Origin of the sequence: Bythopirellula sp. (assembly GCF_041737835.1) — a bacterium.
Taxonomy (GTDB): domain Bacteria; phylum Planctomycetota; class Planctomycetia; order Pirellulales; family Lacipirellulaceae; genus Bythopirellula.
The window spans coordinates 37,417-56,227 of sequence record NZ_JBGSQY010000051.1 but is presented as its reverse complement, the minus strand read 5'-3'; the positions used below and the strand labels follow the sequence as shown (position 1 = coordinate 56,227).

General features: G+C 55.1%; 18 protein-coding genes. 3 read left to right on the top strand and 15 right to left on the bottom strand.

Annotated elements, in window-relative coordinates:
* Positions 1–2 precede the first annotated feature (2 nt).
* The 9 genes from AC6T8Q_RS16575 to AC6T8Q_RS16535 form a co-directional block, all read right to left on the bottom strand.
* On the bottom strand, positions 3–1,286 hold the full coding sequence (locus AC6T8Q_RS16575; protein ID WP_500680148.1) for a thymidine phosphorylase: 1,284 nt from the start codon (positions 1,284–1,286) through the stop codon (positions 3–5).
* Positions 1,287–1,304: 18 nt separating this feature from the next.
* The gene (locus tag AC6T8Q_RS16570; RefSeq protein ID WP_500680147.1) at positions 1,305–2,129 is read right to left on the bottom strand and encodes a purine-nucleoside phosphorylase; all 825 of its coding nucleotides are present in this window, start codon (positions 2,127–2,129) and stop codon (positions 1,305–1,307) included.
* Positions 2,130–2,132: 3 nt separating this feature from the next.
* On the bottom strand, positions 2,133–2,966 hold the full coding sequence (locus AC6T8Q_RS16565; protein ID WP_500680146.1) for a purine-nucleoside phosphorylase: 834 nt from the start codon (positions 2,964–2,966) through the stop codon (positions 2,133–2,135).
* Positions 2,967–3,075: 109 nt separating this feature from the next.
* Positions 3,076–3,798, bottom strand: coding sequence for a deoxyribose-phosphate aldolase (deoC, locus tag AC6T8Q_RS16560; RefSeq protein WP_500680145.1), 723 nt, complete (start codon positions 3,796–3,798; stop codon positions 3,076–3,078).
* 49 nt (positions 3,799–3,847) lie between these two features.
* Positions 3,848–4,861 (bottom strand): endonuclease/exonuclease/phosphatase family protein, encoded by a 1,014-nt coding sequence (locus tag AC6T8Q_RS16555; RefSeq protein WP_500680144.1) that lies wholly within the window; start codon positions 4,859–4,861, stop codon positions 3,848–3,850.
* 115 nt (positions 4,862–4,976) lie between these two features.
* Complete coding sequence (locus tag AC6T8Q_RS16550) at positions 4,977–5,750, bottom strand: AMP nucleosidase (protein ID WP_500680143.1); 774 nt, start codon at positions 5,748–5,750, stop codon at positions 4,977–4,979.
* A gap of 28 nt (positions 5,751–5,778) precedes the next feature.
* Positions 5,779–6,252: a nucleoside deaminase gene (locus AC6T8Q_RS16545; protein WP_500680142.1), complete on the bottom strand. Its 474-nt coding sequence runs from the start codon at positions 6,250–6,252 to the stop codon at positions 5,779–5,781.
* Positions 6,253–6,476: 224 nt separating this feature from the next.
* The gene (locus AC6T8Q_RS16540) at positions 6,477–7,061 is read right to left on the bottom strand and encodes an NADPH-dependent FMN reductase (RefSeq protein WP_500680141.1); all 585 of its coding nucleotides are present in this window, start codon (positions 7,059–7,061) and stop codon (positions 6,477–6,479) included.
* A 166-nt stretch (positions 7,062–7,227) separates the two neighbouring features.
* A complete protein-coding gene (locus AC6T8Q_RS16535; protein WP_500680140.1) occupies positions 7,228–7,617 on the bottom strand; it encodes a hypothetical protein in 390 nt (129 codons plus the stop codon).
* A 251-nt stretch (positions 7,618–7,868) separates the two neighbouring features.
* On the opposite strand from AC6T8Q_RS16535, the gene AC6T8Q_RS16530 reads away from it, so the two are divergent.
* Entirely contained in the window at positions 7,869–9,191 is a 1,323-nt protein-coding gene (locus tag AC6T8Q_RS16530) for an esterase/lipase family protein (RefSeq protein ID WP_500680139.1), read from the top strand.
* A gap of 529 nt (positions 9,192–9,720) precedes the next feature.
* Here the strand turns inward: AC6T8Q_RS16530 and ispG are convergent.
* From ispG to rimO, 4 genes are all read right to left on the bottom strand, one after another.
* The gene (gene ispG / locus AC6T8Q_RS16525) at positions 9,721–10,857 is read right to left on the bottom strand and encodes a (E)-4-hydroxy-3-methylbut-2-enyl-diphosphate synthase (RefSeq protein ID WP_500680138.1); all 1,137 of its coding nucleotides are present in this window, start codon (positions 10,855–10,857) and stop codon (positions 9,721–9,723) included.
* A gap of 218 nt (positions 10,858–11,075) precedes the next feature.
* A complete protein-coding gene (locus tag AC6T8Q_RS16520) occupies positions 11,076–12,182 on the bottom strand; it encodes a CPBP family intramembrane glutamic endopeptidase (protein ID WP_500680137.1) in 1,107 nt (368 codons plus the stop codon).
* 12 nt (positions 12,183–12,194) lie between these two features.
* On the bottom strand, positions 12,195–12,824 hold the full coding sequence (pgsA, locus tag AC6T8Q_RS16515) for a CDP-diacylglycerol--glycerol-3-phosphate 3-phosphatidyltransferase (protein ID WP_500680136.1): 630 nt from the start codon (positions 12,822–12,824) through the stop codon (positions 12,195–12,197).
* A gap of 161 nt (positions 12,825–12,985) precedes the next feature.
* Entirely contained in the window at positions 12,986–14,383 is a 1,398-nt protein-coding gene (gene rimO / locus AC6T8Q_RS16510) for a 30S ribosomal protein S12 methylthiotransferase RimO (RefSeq protein WP_500680135.1), read from the bottom strand.
* A 183-nt stretch (positions 14,384–14,566) separates the two neighbouring features.
* Here rimO and AC6T8Q_RS16505 point away from each other — a divergent pair, with 183 nt between their 5' ends.
* Positions 14,567–15,310, top strand: a complete 744-nt coding sequence (locus AC6T8Q_RS16505) for an ImmA/IrrE family metallo-endopeptidase (protein WP_500680134.1) — start codon at positions 14,567–14,569, stop codon at positions 15,308–15,310.
* On the opposite strand, the gene AC6T8Q_RS16500 is transcribed toward AC6T8Q_RS16505, so the two are convergent.
* Together AC6T8Q_RS16500 and AC6T8Q_RS16495 are read right to left on the bottom strand one after the other, a co-directional pair.
* Positions 15,296–16,144 carry a hypothetical protein gene (locus tag AC6T8Q_RS16500; RefSeq protein ID WP_500680133.1) on the bottom strand — a complete coding sequence of 283 codons (849 nt, stop codon included), beginning with the start codon at positions 16,142–16,144 and terminating at the stop codon, positions 15,296–15,298. The two genes, AC6T8Q_RS16505 and AC6T8Q_RS16500, sit on opposite strands and share 15 nt — an antisense overlap.
* A gap of 64 nt (positions 16,145–16,208) precedes the next feature.
* On the bottom strand, positions 16,209–16,916 hold the full coding sequence (locus tag AC6T8Q_RS16495) for a PTS sugar transporter subunit IIA (protein WP_500680132.1): 708 nt from the start codon (positions 16,914–16,916) through the stop codon (positions 16,209–16,211).
* A 332-nt stretch (positions 16,917–17,248) separates the two neighbouring features.
* Here AC6T8Q_RS16495 and AC6T8Q_RS16490 point away from each other — a divergent pair, with 332 nt between their 5' ends.
* Positions 17,249–18,754 (top strand): Mur ligase family protein, encoded by a 1,506-nt coding sequence (locus AC6T8Q_RS16490; protein WP_500680131.1) that lies wholly within the window; start codon positions 17,249–17,251, stop codon positions 18,752–18,754.
* Positions 18,755–18,811 lie beyond the last annotated feature (57 nt).

Here is an 18,811-nt window from a genome sequence, read left to right as displayed (position 1 = left end):
CTTTAACCGATTCGCTCCAAAATTAACGGCCCGACGCTCGATGGCTCTTCACTGATTTGTATCGCTTCGATCAGCATGCGGCGGCCTTCGTCGGCGAGATTAGCCGGGGAAAACAGCGTGGCTAGTGGCTGTCCTGCTTCAACGCGGTCGCCGAGTCGGACGAGCATTTCGAAGCCGGTGGAAAGATCGAGCTCGTCGCCGAGTTGTTTGCGGCCGCCGCGCATGGCGATGACGGCCTGTCCCAGCTTTTCGGCGTTCATCGCGGCGATGTAACCCGCGCGGTCCGTTGTGACGGGGCTTTCTGGGGCCAACGGGCGTGGAGCTTCGAGATTGCCTCCTTGGGCGGCAACCATCTCGGCGAATTTTTCACGCGCCTTGCCGGAATCGATCGTGGCTTGCAACTGTTTGCGAGCCGCTTCAATCGTGGTGGCCTTCTTCGTAGAGACGAGCAACTCGGCGCCCAGCGCGAGCGTCACTTCCATTAAATCGGCGGGGCCTCGGCCTTCGAGCGATGCCACTGACTCGTTCACTTCCACGGCGTTCCCCACCATGCGGCCGAGCGGTTGGTTCATATCGGTCAGCACGGCGGTTGTCGACACGTTCATTCGCTTGCCGGTGTTGACCATCGAAACGGCCAACTCGCGGGCGAGCTCCGCGGACTTCATGAACGCCCCGCTACCGAATTTGACGTCGAGCACCAAAGCATCGAGCCCCTCGGCGAGCTTCTTACTCATGATGCTGCCGGTGATCAAAGGAATCGAAGGTACAGTGGCAGTTACGTCGCGGAGTGCATAAAGTTTGCGGTCGGCGGGAACCAAATCGGCCGTCGCACCGCTGATCACGCAGCCAACGCGCTCCATGACGGCGCGCATTTCGTCCATCGAGAGATTTGTACGGTAGCCGGGAATCGCTTCGAGTTTGTCGAGCGTGCCGCCGGTCGCACCCAAGCCGCGGCCAGAAATCATCGGCACCTGTAAATCGCAACAGGCGAGCATCGGAGCGAGCGGCAAAGAAACTTTGTCGCCGATGCCGCCGGTGGAGTGCTTGTCAACTTTCGGCGGACCACCGGCATCCCAAGAAAATCGCGCCCCCGAGGCGAGCATGTTGTCGGTCAGCGCGGCGATCTCGGCTGTGGTCATGCCACGCAAGTAGATCGCCATCGCGAGAGCCGACATCTGGTAGTCGGGTATGTCCCCCTTGGCGTAGTTACTGATAAAGTAGCCAATTTCTTCGCTAGTGAGTTCTTCGCCATCGCGTTTCTTGGCGATAATCCAAACGGGATTCATGATTGTCTCGTTGCTGAGTTAGCGAAGAGTGGCGACCACGCCTCGCACGAGTTTGTTAAGTTTCGAGGTGGCCGATTGGGCGGCATTGATGACATCGTGGCCGGTGGTTCCCACAGGAGCATCGGGGGAACCGACGTTCGTGATCGTCGACAAACCAAAGACACGCATATCGGCATGCCGCGCGGCGATCACCTCGGGGACGGTCGACATGCCCGCGACGTCGCCACCCAAGCGGCGGGCCATGCGATACTCCGCGCGGGTTTCGTAAGTGGGACCTTTCATCGCGACATACACGCCGCGATGCAGCACGAAATCTTCACGCCGCGCCACGCGAGCCGCGGTTTCCATGAATTCACGATCGTAGGGGCTCGACATATCCGGAAAACGCGGGCCGAGTTGGTCGTCGTTTACCCCGATAAGCGGATTGGCGAACATCAGATTGATATGGTCTTCGATCACCATCACGTCGCCCACAACAAAATGCGGATTCAATCCCCCGGCAGCGTTGGAAACCACGAGCGCGTTAGCGCCCAGGGCTTTCGTCAATCGCGTGGGCAGTGCTGCTTGTTCCGCCGAGTAACCTTCATACAAATGGAAGCGACCCTGAAACGCAATGACGGGTACATCCTCGAGCCGACCGCAAACCAGTTGGCCCTTGTGGCCAATCGCGGTGCTCTTCACAAAGTGAGGAATGTCACCGTAATCGATGGTTCCCTCAACGGAAATTTCTTCAACGAGCCCTCCCAGGCCTGAGCCCAGGATGATGCCTGCGGCGGGAGTGACGGACCAGCGCTCACGGACGGCTTTCGTCGCGGCGTTGATTTGTTCAGCAACGTGCAGCATCGGTTAGCCTCGCGCTTTCTCGTGCGCCAGCACACCCAGCACAAGGGCACGTAGTTTCGGCTCGGCGGAATTGGCGAACGCGATAATTTCGTTAATGTCGGCCGGCTTGAGCGAATCGGGGAAACACATGTCGGTAACCACCGAGAGACCAAAGACACGCATGCCGCTATGCACCGCGACAACGACTTCGGGCACGGTCGACATACCAACGACATCGGCGCCCATCGCACGCAGGAAGCGATACTCGGCACGGGTTTCCAAGTTGGGGCCGGTGACGGCCACCATCACGCCGCGCTGGACGGGGAAGTTGCCCCTACGCGAGACTTCCTGCCCCACGGCAATCAACTCGGGCGTGTAAGGCGCGCTCATGTCAGGAAAGCGCGGGCCGAGCCGGTCGTCGTTGATTCCCACGAGCGGGTTGTCGCCCATCAGATTGATGTGATCGTCGATGATCATCACGTCGCCAGGAACATAATGTGGGTTCATGCCCCCCACGGCTTGAGTGACGATCAGCAGATCGGCTCCCATGGCCTTCATCACTCGGACCGGCAACGTGATTTGCTTGAGCGGATAGCCTTCGTACTGATGGAAGCGGCCTTCCATCGCCATGATCGGTACTCCTTCGAGCATCCCACACACGAGGCGGCCACGATGGCTCGTCGCGGTGGAGCGTGGGAAGTTGGGGATGTTCTCGTAGTCGATCGCAACGGGCGATTCGATCCGCTCGGCGAAACCACCAAGGCCCGTGCCAAGGATGATTCCCGCGCGCGGTGTGTAATCCCATTGTTGACGAATCGCGGCAGCCGCCGATTGGATTTGATCGTAAAGCTCTAGCATAGTTTCTTCCAAACTGATTAACCACGAATAGAACGAATTGCACGAATCAGGAAATACTGCGTTGAATATTCTTCATTCGTGCTATTCGTAAGATTCGTGGTTCAAAAAATTAGTAAGCAGCGGTGTTTTCGGCGTGTTGGCCTTGTTCGCCTTGCCAGATGGCTTGTGTGCCGCTCGTGCCGAGCCGTGTCACTCCGAGCTGAACGAACTTCAAAGCATCGGCGTAGTTGCGAATACCTCCGGAGGCTTTCACTTGCACCTTCTCGCTGACGTTGGCGCGCATGAGTTTGATGTCATTTTCCGTGGCGCCTGTGGCCTGCATCGCGCCGTCGGCACCTTTGACGTAGCCGAAGCCCGTGCTGGTCTTCACAAACGCTGCCCCGGCTTCTTCGCAAATCTGGCACAGACGAATCTTGAGGTCGTCGTTGGGAATCAGGCCCGTCTCGAAGATCACTTTGGTGATCGCGCCGCCGGCCTTTGCTGCCTCAACGACCGCACGGATGTCGTCGGCCACATAGCCCCAATCTTGCTGAATCACGCGGCCGATATTCACGACCATGTCGACTTCTTTGGCCCCCTCGCGGCAGGCGATTTCCGTTTCGCGAACCTTGGTACCGGTGGTCGTCCCGCCATGCGGAAAGCCAATGACTGTGCTCGGCACGACGCTTGAACCCGCGAGCAACTCCGCCGTTAGTGGAATCATCGCAGGCTTCACGCAGACGCTGGCCGTGCCGACTTTGACGCACATTGCGCAGGCATCGCGCAGATCGGCGTCGGTTTGCGTCGGGCTCAGTACAGCATGATCGATAAGTGCAACAACGGATTGACTCATAAACTACCTACTCACAGATTCTCTGATTCACAAAATTGACCGCTCCATCTTATCGGTCGGGCAGCACCAAGTCGACCACCACGGGATAGTGATCCGAAGCGGTGAGCGGCACGCCGTGGAAAATGAACGCCCGTTTAACGTAAGGCATCATTTCCGCGGGGAAAAAAATGTGATCGAGCATCGAGAAAACGTCATAAGGATCTTTCACGCCGTTTTCGTTACGATCCCAAAAGCAGGTGAATCGGTCTTGCTTGCGGGGCATCAGCTTGGCGACATTCTCGAGTTCTGGCCCCGGCCTTTCGGGATCAAAATCCTTGAGATTCTTGATCACATCGGTGACCGTGTCCTGATTGTCATCCTGATCGGGCACGTCGGGATCAAAATCGTTGATGTCCCCCAGAACGATCGGCTGATAACCTTTGCCGGTGATTTGTGAACGCAAAATGCGGCGCGCGATATCGGTTTGCGCCGTCCGCTGGGCGTTGGAGTAATCATCGCTGGGATTCGATTTAAGATGCAAACCGAGAAAGCCCAGCTTGTGGCCACCGATGTCCATCATATAAACGGCATGCCGTTGCAACGAAGCATTCGCATTGAATGGCTTGCCATCGCGACCAGGGGCTTGAAAACTTTGCCGCCACGTAGGATCACTTTCCGGAGAATGGAACAAACGAATCTGCTGGCCGTCGATCGTTTCGGGTTCAATGCGGCTGATCAGCGCAACGTCTAACTTGGAATAATCGTCGAATCCATCAATGTGATAACCGCGATAATCGGTGAGTCCTTTCTCATGCAAGATCTCGACGAGCTTATCGACCCCTTGTTTGGAAACAACTTCCACGAGGTTCAGCACGTCGGGGTTGAGGCCTTCGATCACCGCGGCGATTTGCTCGAACTGCTCTTCGCGGGCAACGTCCCAGCGATATTTTTCGATGTCGCCGCCGCGCTCGCCGGGGGCCGTGAGGATCTCGGCGTTGAACGTCATGATGCGGAGAGGCGTTTCTGCTTGCGCTGGAAAATAACTCGATAACAGAATTGCAAACACAACAAGGCAAAAACGCATAGCAAACCTTCCAGCATGATGAAGCCGCGCAGAGTTAGCGAGGCAAAGAGCAGGCTCAATCGTAACCGAATTGCCCGGGGGATTCCACGAGCGATGTGGAAGAACGAAAGGCAAACTAATAGCGGAAGTGCTTGATTTCTTCGCCCTTTTCACCGATCTCGGTGAGCGATTCAATGCCGATATCCAGATGCACGTCCGACCAATTCGTGTCGACGTGCTTATCGCTGGCTTGGGTTTTGATGCCATGCTCAGTCATGGGGAGATCCGACACCAACAGCAACGCCCCGCGGGCGATTTCATTTTTGTGCCCGACGATAAATAGCGTGGCGACTTCCATATCAATCGCGATCGGCGTGTAATCCTTGAGCCGTTCCTTGAACTCGTCGTCATGCTCCCACACGCGGCGGTTGGTGGTGTAAATCACACCTGTGCGATAATCGAGATTGCGCGAAACGAGTTTATCGGACACAAACTTATGCAGCTTAAACGACGGGAGCGCGGGGACTTTCGTTGGCAAATAGTCGTCCGAGGTTCCTTCGCCGCGGATCGCGCCAATCGGCAAAATGAAATTGCCGATTTCGGTGGAATTCTTGAGCCCGCCGCATTTACCTAGGAACAATACGGCCTGCGGATGATAGGCCGTGAGCAAGTCCATGATCGTCGCGGCGTTCGGCGAGCCGATGCCGAAATTGATGATCGTCAGCCCTTCGCTGTTCGTCGCCGCCTGCATGGGGCGATCCTCGCCGTGGACTTCGCAATCAAATTTCTTGGCAAATTTGCTGACGTAATTGCGGAAGTTCGTGAGCAGCACGTAAGGCCCAAATTTTTCGAGCGGCATGCCCGTGTAGCGGGGGAGCCAGTCTCTCGTCAGATCCAATTTGGTAACCATCGTCGCCGCAATCCTTTCTCATTAAATTTCAGTACGCGACCTTGCTGGGATTGGCCTTCCACAAGTCAAACAATTCACAACACTCTTCGGTCAGCAACCCACTAATCAATTTCACGTCGCTCTTGCCGATCCGCAACAATTCCGCGGCGGGGAGTTGCAGTTCGTTGAACCCTGCCGTGTCGGCATCGGCAATCGATGCACCGTAGTAAACGGTCCCCACGCGGGCCCAATGCAACGCCGCCATGCACATGGGGCAGGGCTCGCAGGTTGTGGCGACAACCGCGTCGGTAAGGAAGATGTTCTCAATCGTCTTGCAACCGACGCGGATCGCGTTCACTTCGGCGTGGGCCGTGATGTCGGTCGTCAGCACCACCGTGTTGTGGGCGCGGGAGATCACTTGGTCACCGATGGCAATGGCACAACCAAACGGGCTTTGGCCGTGGGCAATCCCTTCACGGCAGGTTTCGATGGCCATTTGCATGAGTTCGGCGGGATCGATCATTCGCTACACCTCAGACTGAATGTGGTGAACAAACCATACCGGGTGCCACGGGTGGCTTGCCCACCCGTGCTGCGAAGACACTGCTGGGCAAGCCAGCAGTGGCACCCAGGCTCAGCACGGTCATCCAATAAAATTCTAGCTGCTACTAGAATACCAGAAAAAGCTAGCTAACGCCTAGCGTCAATCCGCTTGGATGCGGGGCCTACGCAGAATCCACCACAGCCTTAAGCTTCGCCAAAACGCTTAAGCATTTTCACCAGCGATTCCCCTAGGCCTTGAACGCCCTTAAGCAACGGCTCGTCACGTAGTTGGCCATCGTCAGTGAATTCCTGATGAGCGTTGGGGACGGCACGTTGATCGGGTAACACGAGCACGCCGATGTTCCCCAGGATCGCACGCACGTGAACCAAGCCACGCAAGCCGCCGAGCGTGCCGGGTGACGCGGCCATCAAGACGGCCACCTTATCGATGTAAGCCGCCAAGCGGGGCTCGCCCGGTTGGGGACGCGACACCCAGTCGATCACATTCTTTAACATGGGGGTGATCGAACTGTTGTATTCCGGGCAAGAGATCATGAGCCCATCGTTGGCGAGAAAAAGTTTGCGCAGCTTGAGGGCATTCTCCGGGTAGCCTTCTTTTTCCAAGTCCTCGTCCATAATCGGCAGCGGATAATCGGCCAGATCGATCAGCGTCACTTCGGCACCCGCCGCCCGGGCCGCATCGGCCGCGATCTTCACGAGTTTCTTGTTGTAAGAATCTTTGCGGGCGCTACCAGCAAAGGCCAAGATGCGAGGAACTTTTTGCGACATGCTTTACTCTCCTATGTGTGTGAGAGCGTATTGTAGCAAAATCCACGCAGCTTGGCCCAGCGACTTGGATTCGGGAATTACTTCACCACGGAGACACAGAGATCACGGAGATAAGAACTTCTTTAGTAGCCTCAGTTTTTGTGAAATTCTCTCTCGCTACTCGCAACTACTTCACTGTCACCGTATAAGTCTCGGTTTCCGGCTCAGGCTGCGTCGGATAGGTCTTCTTGAACTCAATCGTGACCGTCCCCGTGCCCGTGGCTTGAAAGACAAACTCCTTCTGATGCGCGCCGATCAATGGCCCCCCTTCGCCGACGTGGATCACAGAATAGGAATCAACAAGTTTCGCTTTGCCAGTGATCTTGGGGGCTTCAATCGAACCGCCGGAGATTGTCGACGCCGTCAGACGAAACAAGGGCGCCTTGCCGGTGACGGTGAACTTGGTCACGCCTTCTTGAGGAACGGTGATGGTTTTCTCAGCAGACTTCTCGGCGGCAAGGGCGGGGGAAAGGGGGCAAGTGAGAATGAAAAGACATGTGAAGAATTGCCGTAACATGTTGACTTTCCTGTGTTTTGAAGTGAAAAGCTGCATTATATCGTCAAATTTCACTTGCCTAGAGGAGCATCAGCTGTTTAGTAGAGGCTTCTGGCAACAAAAGTGATTGTTGTAACTAACTCATTTAGATAGCTATTTAGGGTGATTGCATCGAAGATGTAAATGATTACAATCCCTTCGATATTGGCTCATGAAGTTGCGTTTTACTTAAAGGTGACAAGATGAATTCCAAGTGCAATGGATCCCTAGGTGTGGAAAGTTTGCTATTGGTCTATGCGATATTATCGATTGCTCTCACCTCTGGCTGCTCTTCGGATAGCAAGCCAGCTTCAAATACAGCTATTACCCAAGCTGGCCCTAAGGACGATTCTGATGCGAAGCTCATAAATTTTATTGGAGGGTCCAAAGAAGATGACAGGCGTGGTGACGTCGTCTTCATCCATGGCCTAGGGGGCGGTTATCTAACTACTTGGACGGCAAGTAATAATTTCGTTTGGCCCGAGGAGTTGGCAAAAAAACACCAAGATATAGGCGTTTGGTCAGTCCAGTACAATGCATCGCCTACTTCTTGGTATGGCAATGCGATGCCAATACAAGATCGAGCGCGAAACCTCCTTGAGCAAATGAGATTGAAGAAGTTAGGTGAGAAGCCAACGGTATTTGTGACACACAGTCTAGGGGGAATAATAACCAAGAAAATGTTGGTTGAAGCATGGACTGCTTCAGCGAAGGCGGGCAATAACTGGAAACAAATAGCAGAAAATGCAAAAGCCGTCGTTTTTTTGGGTACCCCTCATAATGGGTCTGATTTGCCTGAAAAGCTTTCAGCTATTGCGGAAGTGTATGGAGAATCAGTGCAAACAGAGCAGTTGATACGCGATAATCCTGAACTCCGTGATCTAGCGAATCAGTACAAGAATTTTGCATCTATGAGCGAAATCGAACACAAGGCTTTTTTTGAAAACGAACCAGTTAGAATTCGTGGTGTGAGTATTGGGCTGATTGTGCCGATTGGCTCTAGTGAAACAGGATTAACTAATTGCACAACACTCCCAATTGATGCAAATCATTTTACAATTTGCAAGCCGGAGAATGATGAAGAGCAAGTATTCTTGTCAGTTGATGAATTAATCACTAACAATCTTTTGTCAACATCAATTCCACTAGATAAAACTCTCGAAGATGTTTGGGCTGATTTTACAACGCGACGCAATGACCCTATACGATTCAATGAGTTCAAGAAGAACTATCAAGGAAAATCTGTAGTCTGGTTGGCTAAGATTGTGGATATGAATTTCACAAAAGACTCATCGAGTTACGGGCTTGATCTTATTAAGGATATGCCCGGAATTCCATCGCCAAAAGAAGGTGGCTTAATTGCTAGATTTAAAACAGAAAAATTTGATCCGGAAGTCAACCCAAATAGCACTGCTTTAATTGTCGAAGGTGTACTCGGAATAAATAACTTAGGTTTAATCTTAGAGGAATCCAAAATTATCAGCCTTAGAAGAATTGATGAGAATTTCAATCCATCCGTTTTTTGGGAAGAGGCATTAGAAGAAAGGGGAAAATAAAAAAGCTTCTACTGATTTGTATCAAGGGATTGTTTTTTTTCTAATTCTTCAACGCGCTTTGTTAAATATCCCATTTGTCGCTGTAATTGCTCTATTTCACTTTCGACTGTTAAAATATCTTCGCCATAACATCCGTATGAACTATCGCAGCAACCGCAACCGTCCTCGCACGGGCAGCAAGAGGCGATATCAGCGCACGGATTACAGCAGGTATCCAAACACTCTTTTACTTCTCTGCACGCCCTTGTATCGGGCAAACATTTCGTTGTCGTTTGTCTACGCCAAGCTCTTCTGCTAAATGGCCTAGCGTCAGCGACTGAAGACAACATGCCGAGGAGTACGAAGCTAATCGCAAGATAGCGAGTTAACATCATAATTACCTAATCCGTAGTGAATATTAAAGTTACAATGTACAGATTGTGTAAAATAGCTAGTGCCAATTGGTTGTCAAGACTTTCTGGAACCACCAAAGCAAATTCTTAAAAATAAAAATCACATTTTTACAGGAGCAGAAAACTATGCTTCGTGATTATTTCCCCACCGCGATCAGCGCATCCAGTTCCTGCTTCAACTTCGGCAAAATCTCGTTGTAAGGGTATTGCCCCAGCGATTCGCTGCGGCGTTTGAGGTTGACGTAATTCGGGCCGCACCACAGGCCGAGGTCGGCGTCGTCGGTTTCGCCGGGGCCGTTTACGCGGCAACCCATCACGGCAATCGTGATCGCCTTTTCCGCGGCGTAGCGGGTCATTTCCTTCACTTGCTCGGCGAGCTCGATGAAGGCTTCGTTTTCGACCCGCGAGCAGCTGGGGCAGCTGATGATGTTGAGGGTGTCGAGGCCGTAATCGACGAACGAGCGGACGCGCCCGGCGGCGATGTCGGCCAGGATTTGCCGCCCCGCGGCGATTTCCTCGGGCTTGCGCGGATTGGAAACCGTGAGCGATACGCGAATTGTGTCGCCGATGCCGCGGCTGATGAGTTGCTCGAACGCGATACGGGTCTTAATGATACCGTCGGGGGGCATGCCGGCTTCGGTCACGCCCAGATGCAGCGGCACGTCGGGGCGATCTTCGGCGAAGCGGCGATTGACTTCAATTACTTTGTTGGGATCGGAATCCTTGAGCGACACGCAGTAACGTGTAAAACCCAACTCATCGAAATGCCGACAATGCTCGAGCGCGCTGTCGAGCATCGGGCTGATCGAATCATCTTCGGGATATTGATTGCGTTTGTCGGGATCGACGCTGCCGCAATTGACGCCGACGCGGATGGCACAATCGTTGTCGGTGGCTACCCCAGCGAGATATTTCACTTTTTCCTGCCACGGCTTGGTGCGCTCGTGATGATAAAGGTGGCCCGGGTTGTAGCGAACTTTGTCGACGTGCGGGGCAACCAACTCGGCGAGGCGATAATTTTCTTGCAGGTCGACCGAGAGGTTGGCATTTGTCTGGCGACGAATTTCGGCGAGCGCGGCGGCATCTTGCTGATTATCGACGGCGATCCGCACGACGTCGGCTCCAGCTTCATACAGGGCATTTACTTGCGCGACCGTGGCGTCGATGTTCTGCGTGTGCGTGGCGGTCATGCTTTGCACGGCGATGGCATGCGTGCCGCCGATGGAGGTCGTGCCGATGCGAACCGAGCGGGTGGGATTGCGGGTGATATTCAAGCTGATTTTCCAAGCAGATGGGTGGTGTGTCTCAAGACAAATTATAGGAAATCTCTGCTGAACTTGTCATCCCGAGGGCCTATGGGTGTTCTGTGGTCTACGACCAGAGGGATCTGGCTTGAATCTTCAAGGGTAATGCCACGCGATTACGGATTGGAAGCTAGATCCTTCGGTCGGCGAGCCTCTCTCAGGATGACTTAATTGGGCTCAGTAAGCTGTTAAGGCAAACTCAGCCACAGCAGAATCATTGAGTAGGAATTGAACACGGCGTGGGCGACAATTGGCGCGACCAGGCGATGGGTGCGCTGATACAAGTAGCCCAGCACGATTCCGAATAAAACCAGCGGGACGGGGGACACGCCGTGGCCGAGGTGGGCGATGCCGAAGATCGTGCCGCTGGAGAGAATTGGCAACCAACCGTGCGGCACGCCGGGGAGCAAGCCTTCGCGAGGGAGTTGCATCGGTTGCGGAGTGAAAGGCAGCGGAATGACGTCGGGCTCTTCGTCGTCATCATCAAGCGGATCAGAAGTTACCTCGTCCTCTTCCGAAAGTGCGTTGTCGCCTTCAACTTCAACCGGTTGTGGCCGTTCGGTGGCAGTGAAGCCCATCAGTTCGTCTTCAAACTTTTCGAGCCAACCCTGAAACAACAAACGAAACGTGAATTCCTCGCAAATGGGAGCCGCGACGACGACCATCACCATGCCCATCAACATCATCGCCGGTGTATGCGTTTGCTTTAGCTCCTCGATGAGGGGATGCTCGCTCTCGGGTTGCAAAGCAAGAATCAAAAACAGTTGAATCAGAAAGACGGGCAGAATCGAAGCCAGGGCCGCCACGACGCCGGCTTTCGCACCATGCACCCATTCTTCTTTATTTTGCGGCACGCCGAGATCGCTACTATTCGCGTTGACTGTGGAGCGTAAGAGGAGCGCGATAGCCACCACAAAGAACAGCATCAGTGTGGTTGACACCAAGGCGTTGATCACAAAGTTTGAATGGTCGTCGTCGTTTGCGTCGTCAGAATTCGCGTCGTCCGTAGCTGCCGCTTCAACTTCTTCGACGATCTCCGGCGTGTGTTGCTCGACAACGGTCTGGGGACTTTTCGGAGAATCGACCTGCAAGAACGCGCTGACAATCCCCAGTAGTGGAAAAAGCAATGCCAACAGCGCAACACTTAATCCCCAGGGAACGCGGTAGCGGGGTTCGTAGGCCAGCAGCCGCATGCCAAAAATGTGACGCTGAAACAGGAAGAACAAGGCCGCGAGGCTCGACAGATAGGTGCCGATGATGAACACCTGCGATGCGAAGCTGGTTTCAACAGGCATGTTCGTATCGCATCAGTTGGCGCTAAATTTTTTCACTGCGGAGCGGACGTAGCTCACGCCGGAATAGAGCGTGAGCAGCACCATCGCCCAGGCCACGGCGGTGAGGCCCTGCGTCATCCACGTGGGGGGTGCAATTCGCCAAGTGTTCGTGGCCTGATCGACGTAAGTGAGATGCACCATGCTCCAACCGGCAGCCAGACATTGCAGGGCCATCTTCCATTTGCCGACCCACTTGGCCGAGAAGTCGCCGCCATGCTGTTCCACAAAAGTTCGTAGCGCGGTCACAAGCAATTCGCGGCCCGTCACGACGACCGCCATCCAAGCAGCAATGCCCGATGGCCAAACTCCGTTGGTCAGGGGTGGAATGGCCGCGAGCAAAATAAAGACGCCGCAGATGAGCAACTTGTCGGCGAACGGATCGACCACGCGGCCGAACTGCGTGATCTGCTGATATTTGCGCGCCCAGTAGCCGTCGAGCCAATCGGTGCCGACCGTCACAACGAACAAAGCCAGCGAAGTTTTGTACCAACCCAACGGCAAGCAGACGAACAACGCCAACGCCAACACGATCCGCGCCAGCGTGAGCTGGTTGGGAAAATTCCACACGGTGGTGGACGGGTTGGTGACCGTGGATTCAGACATAAGAAATCAACCGCGGAGGGACGCTAATCGACGCTGATATTAGCTTAATTGAAGTTTCGAGAATGGTCTATTGTGAATGTGCTGAGAGTCGAGAGACAAGAGTCCAGAGCCAGGCTGATTGGCTCTGGACTCTTGTCTCTTAGCTCTTGACTGATGGTCAGCTACCGCGGCTCACCAATCGCCACCCCGATGAGATCGTATTCCTGCCGGGCGACAATTTCGCAGGGGACAATCTTCCCCGCGGCAAGGCCTTCGCCGGAAACATAGATAATGCCGTCGACGTCGGGGGCATCGGCGTGGCTGCGGCCGATCCAGGCGTTGGTCTCGCCGGGGACTTGCGAATCGAGGATCACATCCACCTGCCGACCGATTTGGCTCTCGTTCCACTGGAACGCAACTTCTTGCTGCACGCCCATCAGATGATCCCGACGCGCGGCCTTTACTTCTTCGGGAAGATGGTCGGGAAGTTTCGCCGCGGGGGTGTCGGGCTCGAACGAATAAGTAAACACACCCAGCCGCTCAAATTTTTGCGTGCGGATGAACTCTTCAAGTTCCGCGACATGTTCTTCGGTCTCGCCGGGGAAGCCAGTGATCATGGTGGTACGCATGACGAGATTCGGGATCGCAGCACGCAGCTTGCCGAGCAAAGTTTCGGTTTCGCTCCGCGTGACGCGGCGTTGCATGCGGCGGAGCATGAAGTCGCTCGCATGTTGCAACGGCATGTCGAGATAGGGCACGATCTTTTTGCTGGCTGCAATCACGTCGATCAGCTCATCGCTGAAATACATCGGATACAAGTACATCAGCCGAATCCACTCGAGGCCCTCGACTTGTTCCAATTCCCTTAATAGTTCCGGCAGCCGAGTTTCACCGTACAGATCGAGCCCGTAATAGGTCGTGTCTTGAGCGACGACGACCAGCTCACGCACGCCATCGGCGGCAAGTTCTTTGGCTTCGGCGATGACGGTTTCAATCGGTTTGGTGACATGCTTGCCGCGCATCTTAGGAATCGCGCAGAACGTGCAGAGCCGGTCGCAGCCTTCACTGATTTTCAGAAAGGCGAAATGCTTGGGGGTGATCCGCAATCGCTGATTATCGGGGAGCGTGTGCGTGGGGGCCGGTTGAAAAACGCTCCGCTGTTCGGCGAGCCCACCGATCAGCCGGTCGGCAACTTTAGTGACTTCTTCGCGACCGAACACGCCGACGAGCTGGTCGATCCCGGGGCGGTCGACCAGGAGTGATTCCTTTTGACGCTCGGCGAGGCACCCCGAAACGATCACGCCACGGAGTTTGCCCTGGCGTTTGAGCTCAAGCATTTCATCGATCGCACCGAACGACTCCTGGCGAGCTTGCTCGATGAAGCCGCAGGTGTTCACGATCGCAAAGTCGGCCCCCTGGGGATCGTTGACCAGTTGATAGCCGTCGAGCTGCAGCATGCCCAGCATTCGCTCGCTGTCGACCAAATTTTTGGGACAGCCAAGGCTGATGAAGGCATAACGACCCTTGGGGCCAGTGCGGTCCGTCTTCGTATCGTAGTCGGTACTATATATTGTGGTCACAAAACGTCCCTGGAGTTGGCTCGCCCCCTGTTCGCGTCCGAACGGGGCAGACAATCCCCTATCATACCTCTTGGAAGAGATTGGGAATAGCCGCGCAGCCGCGATCCAAGGCCCTAAGGCTTGCCAAATCGCCAAACTCGTGTACTATACATATGTACACAAACTGTTTTGCGGAGGGCGATCATGCTGACCGAGATTCCCGTCGAACAACTGAAGGAAACGATCAACGATTGTGCCCAGGAATTGCTGGCCGGAGCGGGGATCGACCGCCCACCGATCGATGCCATGCTTATCGCGGAGCGGCTGAAATTGGTCGTCGCACGCGACGATCAAGCCGCGGTGCGGGCACGCTTTATCCGCGTGGGGCTTCCCAATCGCGCGGGGCGGGGAACAATATTGCTCGCCGATGATCCCCGGCCTGAACGCCGGCAGTGGGCGGTCGCTCACGAGATCGGCGAATACGCTGCACACCGGGTGTTCTCAGAGTTGGGGATCGATCCGACCGATCTTGTCGCGGCGGAGCGTGAGCAGATGGCCAATCATTTGGCTAACGCCCTGTTGTTGCCGTTCGAGTGGTTTCGCGCGGATGGTTTTGCCGTTGATTGGGATCTGTGTGAGCTCAAGCAGATTTACACGACGGCCAGCCACGAACTGATCGCGCGGCGGATGCTCTCGATGTCGCCCAGTGTGATCATTTCGCTATTCGATCAAGGGAAGCTGGTTTGGCGAAAGAGTAACGTGCTGCGGCGGTCACCGGCGATGGTGCCAGCGGAATTGAGCACTTGGCAGGTGGCTCACAAACAAGGCGAGCCAGCGCAATATGATTGTCAGGACTTGCCCGAGGGTTTGCGCGACGTGCGGTGTTGGCCCGTGCATGAGCCGGATTGGAAACGCGAGATTTTGCGAACGGCGTTAGAAGATTGGTGAAGTTGTTTGGATCGCTAAGCCGCAAGCGGCGAGGAGTTCGTTGATGATGTAGGGCTTGCCGAGGATTGTGTGAATGCCCATCGCGCGGAGCTGGGTGAATTTTTCTTTGCGGGGGAAGTCGAGCAGCACGATCATGTTGCCACCGGCTTGTTGAATCGTGCTGGCGAAGGTTTGCAACTGGGCCAATTCCTTTTGATCGAGTTGCCCACCGTCCCAAAGACCGAGATTTGCGTCCGCAGGGATTTGCGAAGTTTCACGAGACCAAACGCAGTTGATGCCGTGATGCTCTAAAGTCGCGGCGATAGTTTCAAAGCTGGCGAGCGAGGGTGAATGCACGGCGGCGATTGCATCCAACTCGCAATCCCAATCGACCGCGAAATCCCTTGGCGTCAGGGGGCCATCCAAGTTAGGTGACCACGCCGCGTTAGCTGCCAGTTGTCGTTGCCACCACGTTAGGAATTCATACCAATACAGACGCAGCACGCCGGTAAGAGGCACTCCCGTGCGAAGTTCCCCTTCGCACCAACTGCCAGCGACGACAACGATCTTCGCTAGCGGCGCGTGTTGGCGGAGGTGTTCGATCTCGCGTTGTTGAACGCTGCCAGGCAAGGCTTGCGCGAGCAGGATCAGCTGCGGCTGGAATTGATCGCCCGCTAGGATTTTGCAGGCGGAGTTGGAGTCTTCGGCAAACAGCCAGTCGCTGGCCCCTTTGATTTGTGAAACACAAATGGCGAACTCGCCTTGGCTCCAATCACCGATGGTGAGGATGGTAGTTGTGGAAGAACCTAAGCAAGTTACGTGTCGTGATTCGGCTATGGTTGGAGTGGACAACATTATTCTTAGGCCTGTTGCCCTCCCCTAGCCACTCCCGGAGTACCGGAGAGGGGGATGAGACGCGTTAGTCATTGAGTTCACTGTCGCGTTGGGCGACTAAATCGTGGGCGGCGATTGCATCGGGGGCATCGCGCAATGCGAACAGCCAATCGGGGTCGGTGATCATGCGGCTCAAACGGGCCAGGATGCGCAAATGTTCGTGATCGTTCGTGGAACAGATTAGGAAAAAAACGTCGGTCAGACCGCTGGATCCGCCGAAGGGAATGCCTTGGCTGGTGATCCCCAGTGCAATCACGGCCTCGCTAAGGATTGAAATTTGCGGTCGGCGGGGGTGCATGAGCGCTACGCCAATGTCGAGTGCTGTGGGATGCATCGCTTCACGCGCGGTCACCGCTTCGGCCATCTTGGCGGCGTCCCACAACAACCCCGTGTTGGCCGCGAGTTGGGCCATATCGGTAATCACGCTGTTGCGAGTGCGTGCTCCCAAGGGAACGGCAATCGCTTCCACGGGCAGCAATGCTGAAATCGAAAGATCGCCTTCAGTCAGTTTATCGGCGCGTTCGAGGCTGGTTTCAAGTTGAGCGAGCTCGCCATCGTCGGAGAGGCCAATACGATCTTCGAGCCAATGGTGAACCTCGGCTCGCGAAAAGCGCCAATCGCCACCCACACGCCGCGCGGGAATCTTACCGCGATCGGCGAGTTTGGAGATTTGCGTGGGCAGCATATGCAAATAAGCAGCCAACGCGGCGACGTCGAAATCTTCTTCAGCCATTGTTAGCAAAATGTTTGATAATTTTGGACGCGGCATCGGCACGATACCGGCTAACGCTAGCTGCATTGTCAGCGCAAGCGGGGGACAAAGTCTACGGCAAACCAGCAGGATTACGCTGATAGGGTGTTGATTTTGAATCTCGTGCAAGTCGCCTTGACACATTTTCGCAAATGAACACAATCCGGCTCGCCCTCGCAGAAGAGCCTTCCCAGAGATTCTTCACCACTCGAGGGCAAAAGCGGAGAAACGGATTTCTTCGCACGAGCCGTCACGGCAGACACCGCTCCCCCCGCATTGGTAGTGGTGTCGGCTCCCAGGCAAGGAGGCCTGGCATGATGCACGCGACAAAAACTTGCGCCGCCGATTTGCACGGCAGTGTTTCACTGGAGCGGTTGTTGGCCGACGCCACCCGTACCGGTTCTCAGTCCATTCTCGCCACGACTTGCACGAGCGATTGGCGTGAAGTTCAAGCTGGCGACGTTTTCGTAGCCCTTTCCGAACGACTCGGCAAAGAAGAAGACGGCCACCCCTACGTTCAACAAGCCGTCGAACGGGGCGCGATCGCGATTGTTTGCGAAGAGCCGGTTCCCGTGTTCGACGTGCCCACCTATATCGTGGCAGATAGCCGCGTGGCTTACGGCAAGCTTTGCCAAGCCTTGTCGGGCAATCCTCACGTGACTTTGCCCGTGATCGCCGTGACCGGCACCCACGGCAAGTCGACGGTTATCGCTTTGTTGGATTCGATCTTCGCGATGGCAGGCAAGCATTGCGGTAAGATCAGCGGCCTCGGCTGCTACGACGGCATGTCCCACAGCGCAGGTATTGAAATTCCCTCGGCGCCTGAATTGGCTTCACGGATGGAGCGAATGGTTGCCGCGGGATGCACCCACGCTTTGATGGAAGTTTCGAGCGAAGCGATTGCTCAATCTGCTTTTGCCGGTGTCGCGTTTGATGCGGTGTGTATCACGAACGTGTCGGACGCTCACCTCGATTTGCATAACTCGGTGCAAAGTTATCGTAATCTCAAGCGGCGGATTCTCGAATCACTCGATCCAGCGGGCGTGGCGGTGTTCAATGCCGACGATCCCGTGAGCATCAAGTGGCTCAATCACGTCGACGGACCCGTGCTGACCTACGGCACGAAAGGTCAAGCTGAAGTTTCAGCGTACCTGATCGAACAGCATTCCAACGAACAAGTCTTCATGATTTCTGCCGGCAGCCAGTCAGCTGCGATGCGGACCACAATGATCGGTGAGCATCATATTTCGAATTGTCTGGCTGCGGCGGCTATCGCTTTGACATACGGCATCGACTTGCAGTTGATCGCTGCGGGAATTGAAGCGGTTGAGAATCTTCCCGGCCGGATGGAACGTGTCGACTGCGGGCAAGGATTTCCCGTGTATGTCGATGCCGCCGACACCGCCGAGTCGCTGCGGGCGAGCTTGCGAACCGCTCGGCAGTTGTGCACCGGCCGCGTGGTGTGCGTGTTGGGTGATCCTGGCCATGCAACCTATACAGAACAATTGGCTGTGGCTCATGTGGTGAGCCGTTTGGCCGACATCGCGATTGTGGCCCGCCCCTTTCCCGAAGAGGAAGTGGGCGTCGGCGATAGCGAACAACGCGCGACCGTGGAAATCGTGACCGATCGGGCGGAAGCCATCGCTTGTGCGGTGGGTCTGGCTCAACCCGGTGACGTAGTTGTGATTGCTGGCTGTCGGTGGGAGCCGCAGCGAGCTTATGGAACATTTGCCGTAAACGGAGAAGAGGGCGATGCCGCGTTGACTCGCCATCTATTGTATGCCCGAGTGAAGCAGCCCATGCTTCGCTTGGTTGCCTAAGGTTTTCAGTCAACGCTTGAAGATAGGACCCAGTTTGACCATGGAATGGATTGATAC

What these genes read in the sequence shown, in the direction of transcription:
- AC6T8Q_RS16575 (WP_500680148.1), bottom strand. Translation starts at nt 1,286, where the DNA reads ATGAATCCCGTTTGGATTATCGCCAAGAAACGCGATGGCGAAGAACTC.
- AC6T8Q_RS16570 (WP_500680147.1), bottom strand. Translation starts at nt 2,129, where the DNA reads ATGCTGCACGTTGCTGAACAAATCAACGCCGCGACGAAAGCCGTCCGT.
- AC6T8Q_RS16565 (WP_500680146.1), bottom strand. Translation starts at nt 2,966, where the DNA reads ATGCTAGAGCTTTACGATCAAATCCAATCGGCGGCTGCCGCGATTCGT.
- deoC (WP_500680145.1), bottom strand. Translation starts at nt 3,798, where the DNA reads ATGAGTCAATCCGTTGTTGCACTTATCGATCATGCTGTACTGAGCCCG.
- AC6T8Q_RS16555 (WP_500680144.1), bottom strand. Translation starts at nt 4,861, where the DNA reads ATGCGTTTTTGCCTTGTTGTGTTTGCAATTCTGTTATCGAGTTATTTT.
- AC6T8Q_RS16550 (WP_500680143.1), bottom strand. Translation starts at nt 5,750, where the DNA reads ATGGTTACCAAATTGGATCTGACGAGAGACTGGCTCCCCCGCTACACG.
- AC6T8Q_RS16545 (WP_500680142.1), bottom strand. Translation starts at nt 6,252, where the DNA reads ATGATCGATCCCGCCGAACTCATGCAAATGGCCATCGAAACCTGCCGT.
- AC6T8Q_RS16540 (WP_500680141.1), bottom strand. Translation starts at nt 7,061, where the DNA reads ATGTCGCAAAAAGTTCCTCGCATCTTGGCCTTTGCTGGTAGCGCCCGC.
- AC6T8Q_RS16535 (WP_500680140.1), bottom strand. Translation starts at nt 7,617, where the DNA reads ATGTTACGGCAATTCTTCACATGTCTTTTCATTCTCACTTGCCCCCTT.
- AC6T8Q_RS16520 (WP_500680137.1), bottom strand. Translation starts at nt 12,182, where the DNA reads ATGCCTGTTGAAACCAGCTTCGCATCGCAGGTGTTCATCATCGGCACC.
- pgsA (WP_500680136.1), bottom strand. Translation starts at nt 12,824, where the DNA reads ATGTCTGAATCCACGGTCACCAACCCGTCCACCACCGTGTGGAATTTT.
- AC6T8Q_RS16505 (WP_500680134.1), top strand. Translation starts at nt 14,567, where the DNA reads ATGCTGACCGAGATTCCCGTCGAACAACTGAAGGAAACGATCAACGAT.
- AC6T8Q_RS16500 (WP_500680133.1), bottom strand. Translation starts at nt 16,144, where the DNA reads ATGTTGTCCACTCCAACCATAGCCGAATCACGACACGTAACTTGCTTA.
- AC6T8Q_RS16495 (WP_500680132.1), bottom strand. Translation starts at nt 16,916, where the DNA reads ATGGCTGAAGAAGATTTCGACGTCGCCGCGTTGGCTGCTTATTTGCAT.
- AC6T8Q_RS16490 (WP_500680131.1), top strand. Translation starts at nt 17,249, where the DNA reads ATGATGCACGCGACAAAAACTTGCGCCGCCGATTTGCACGGCAGTGTT.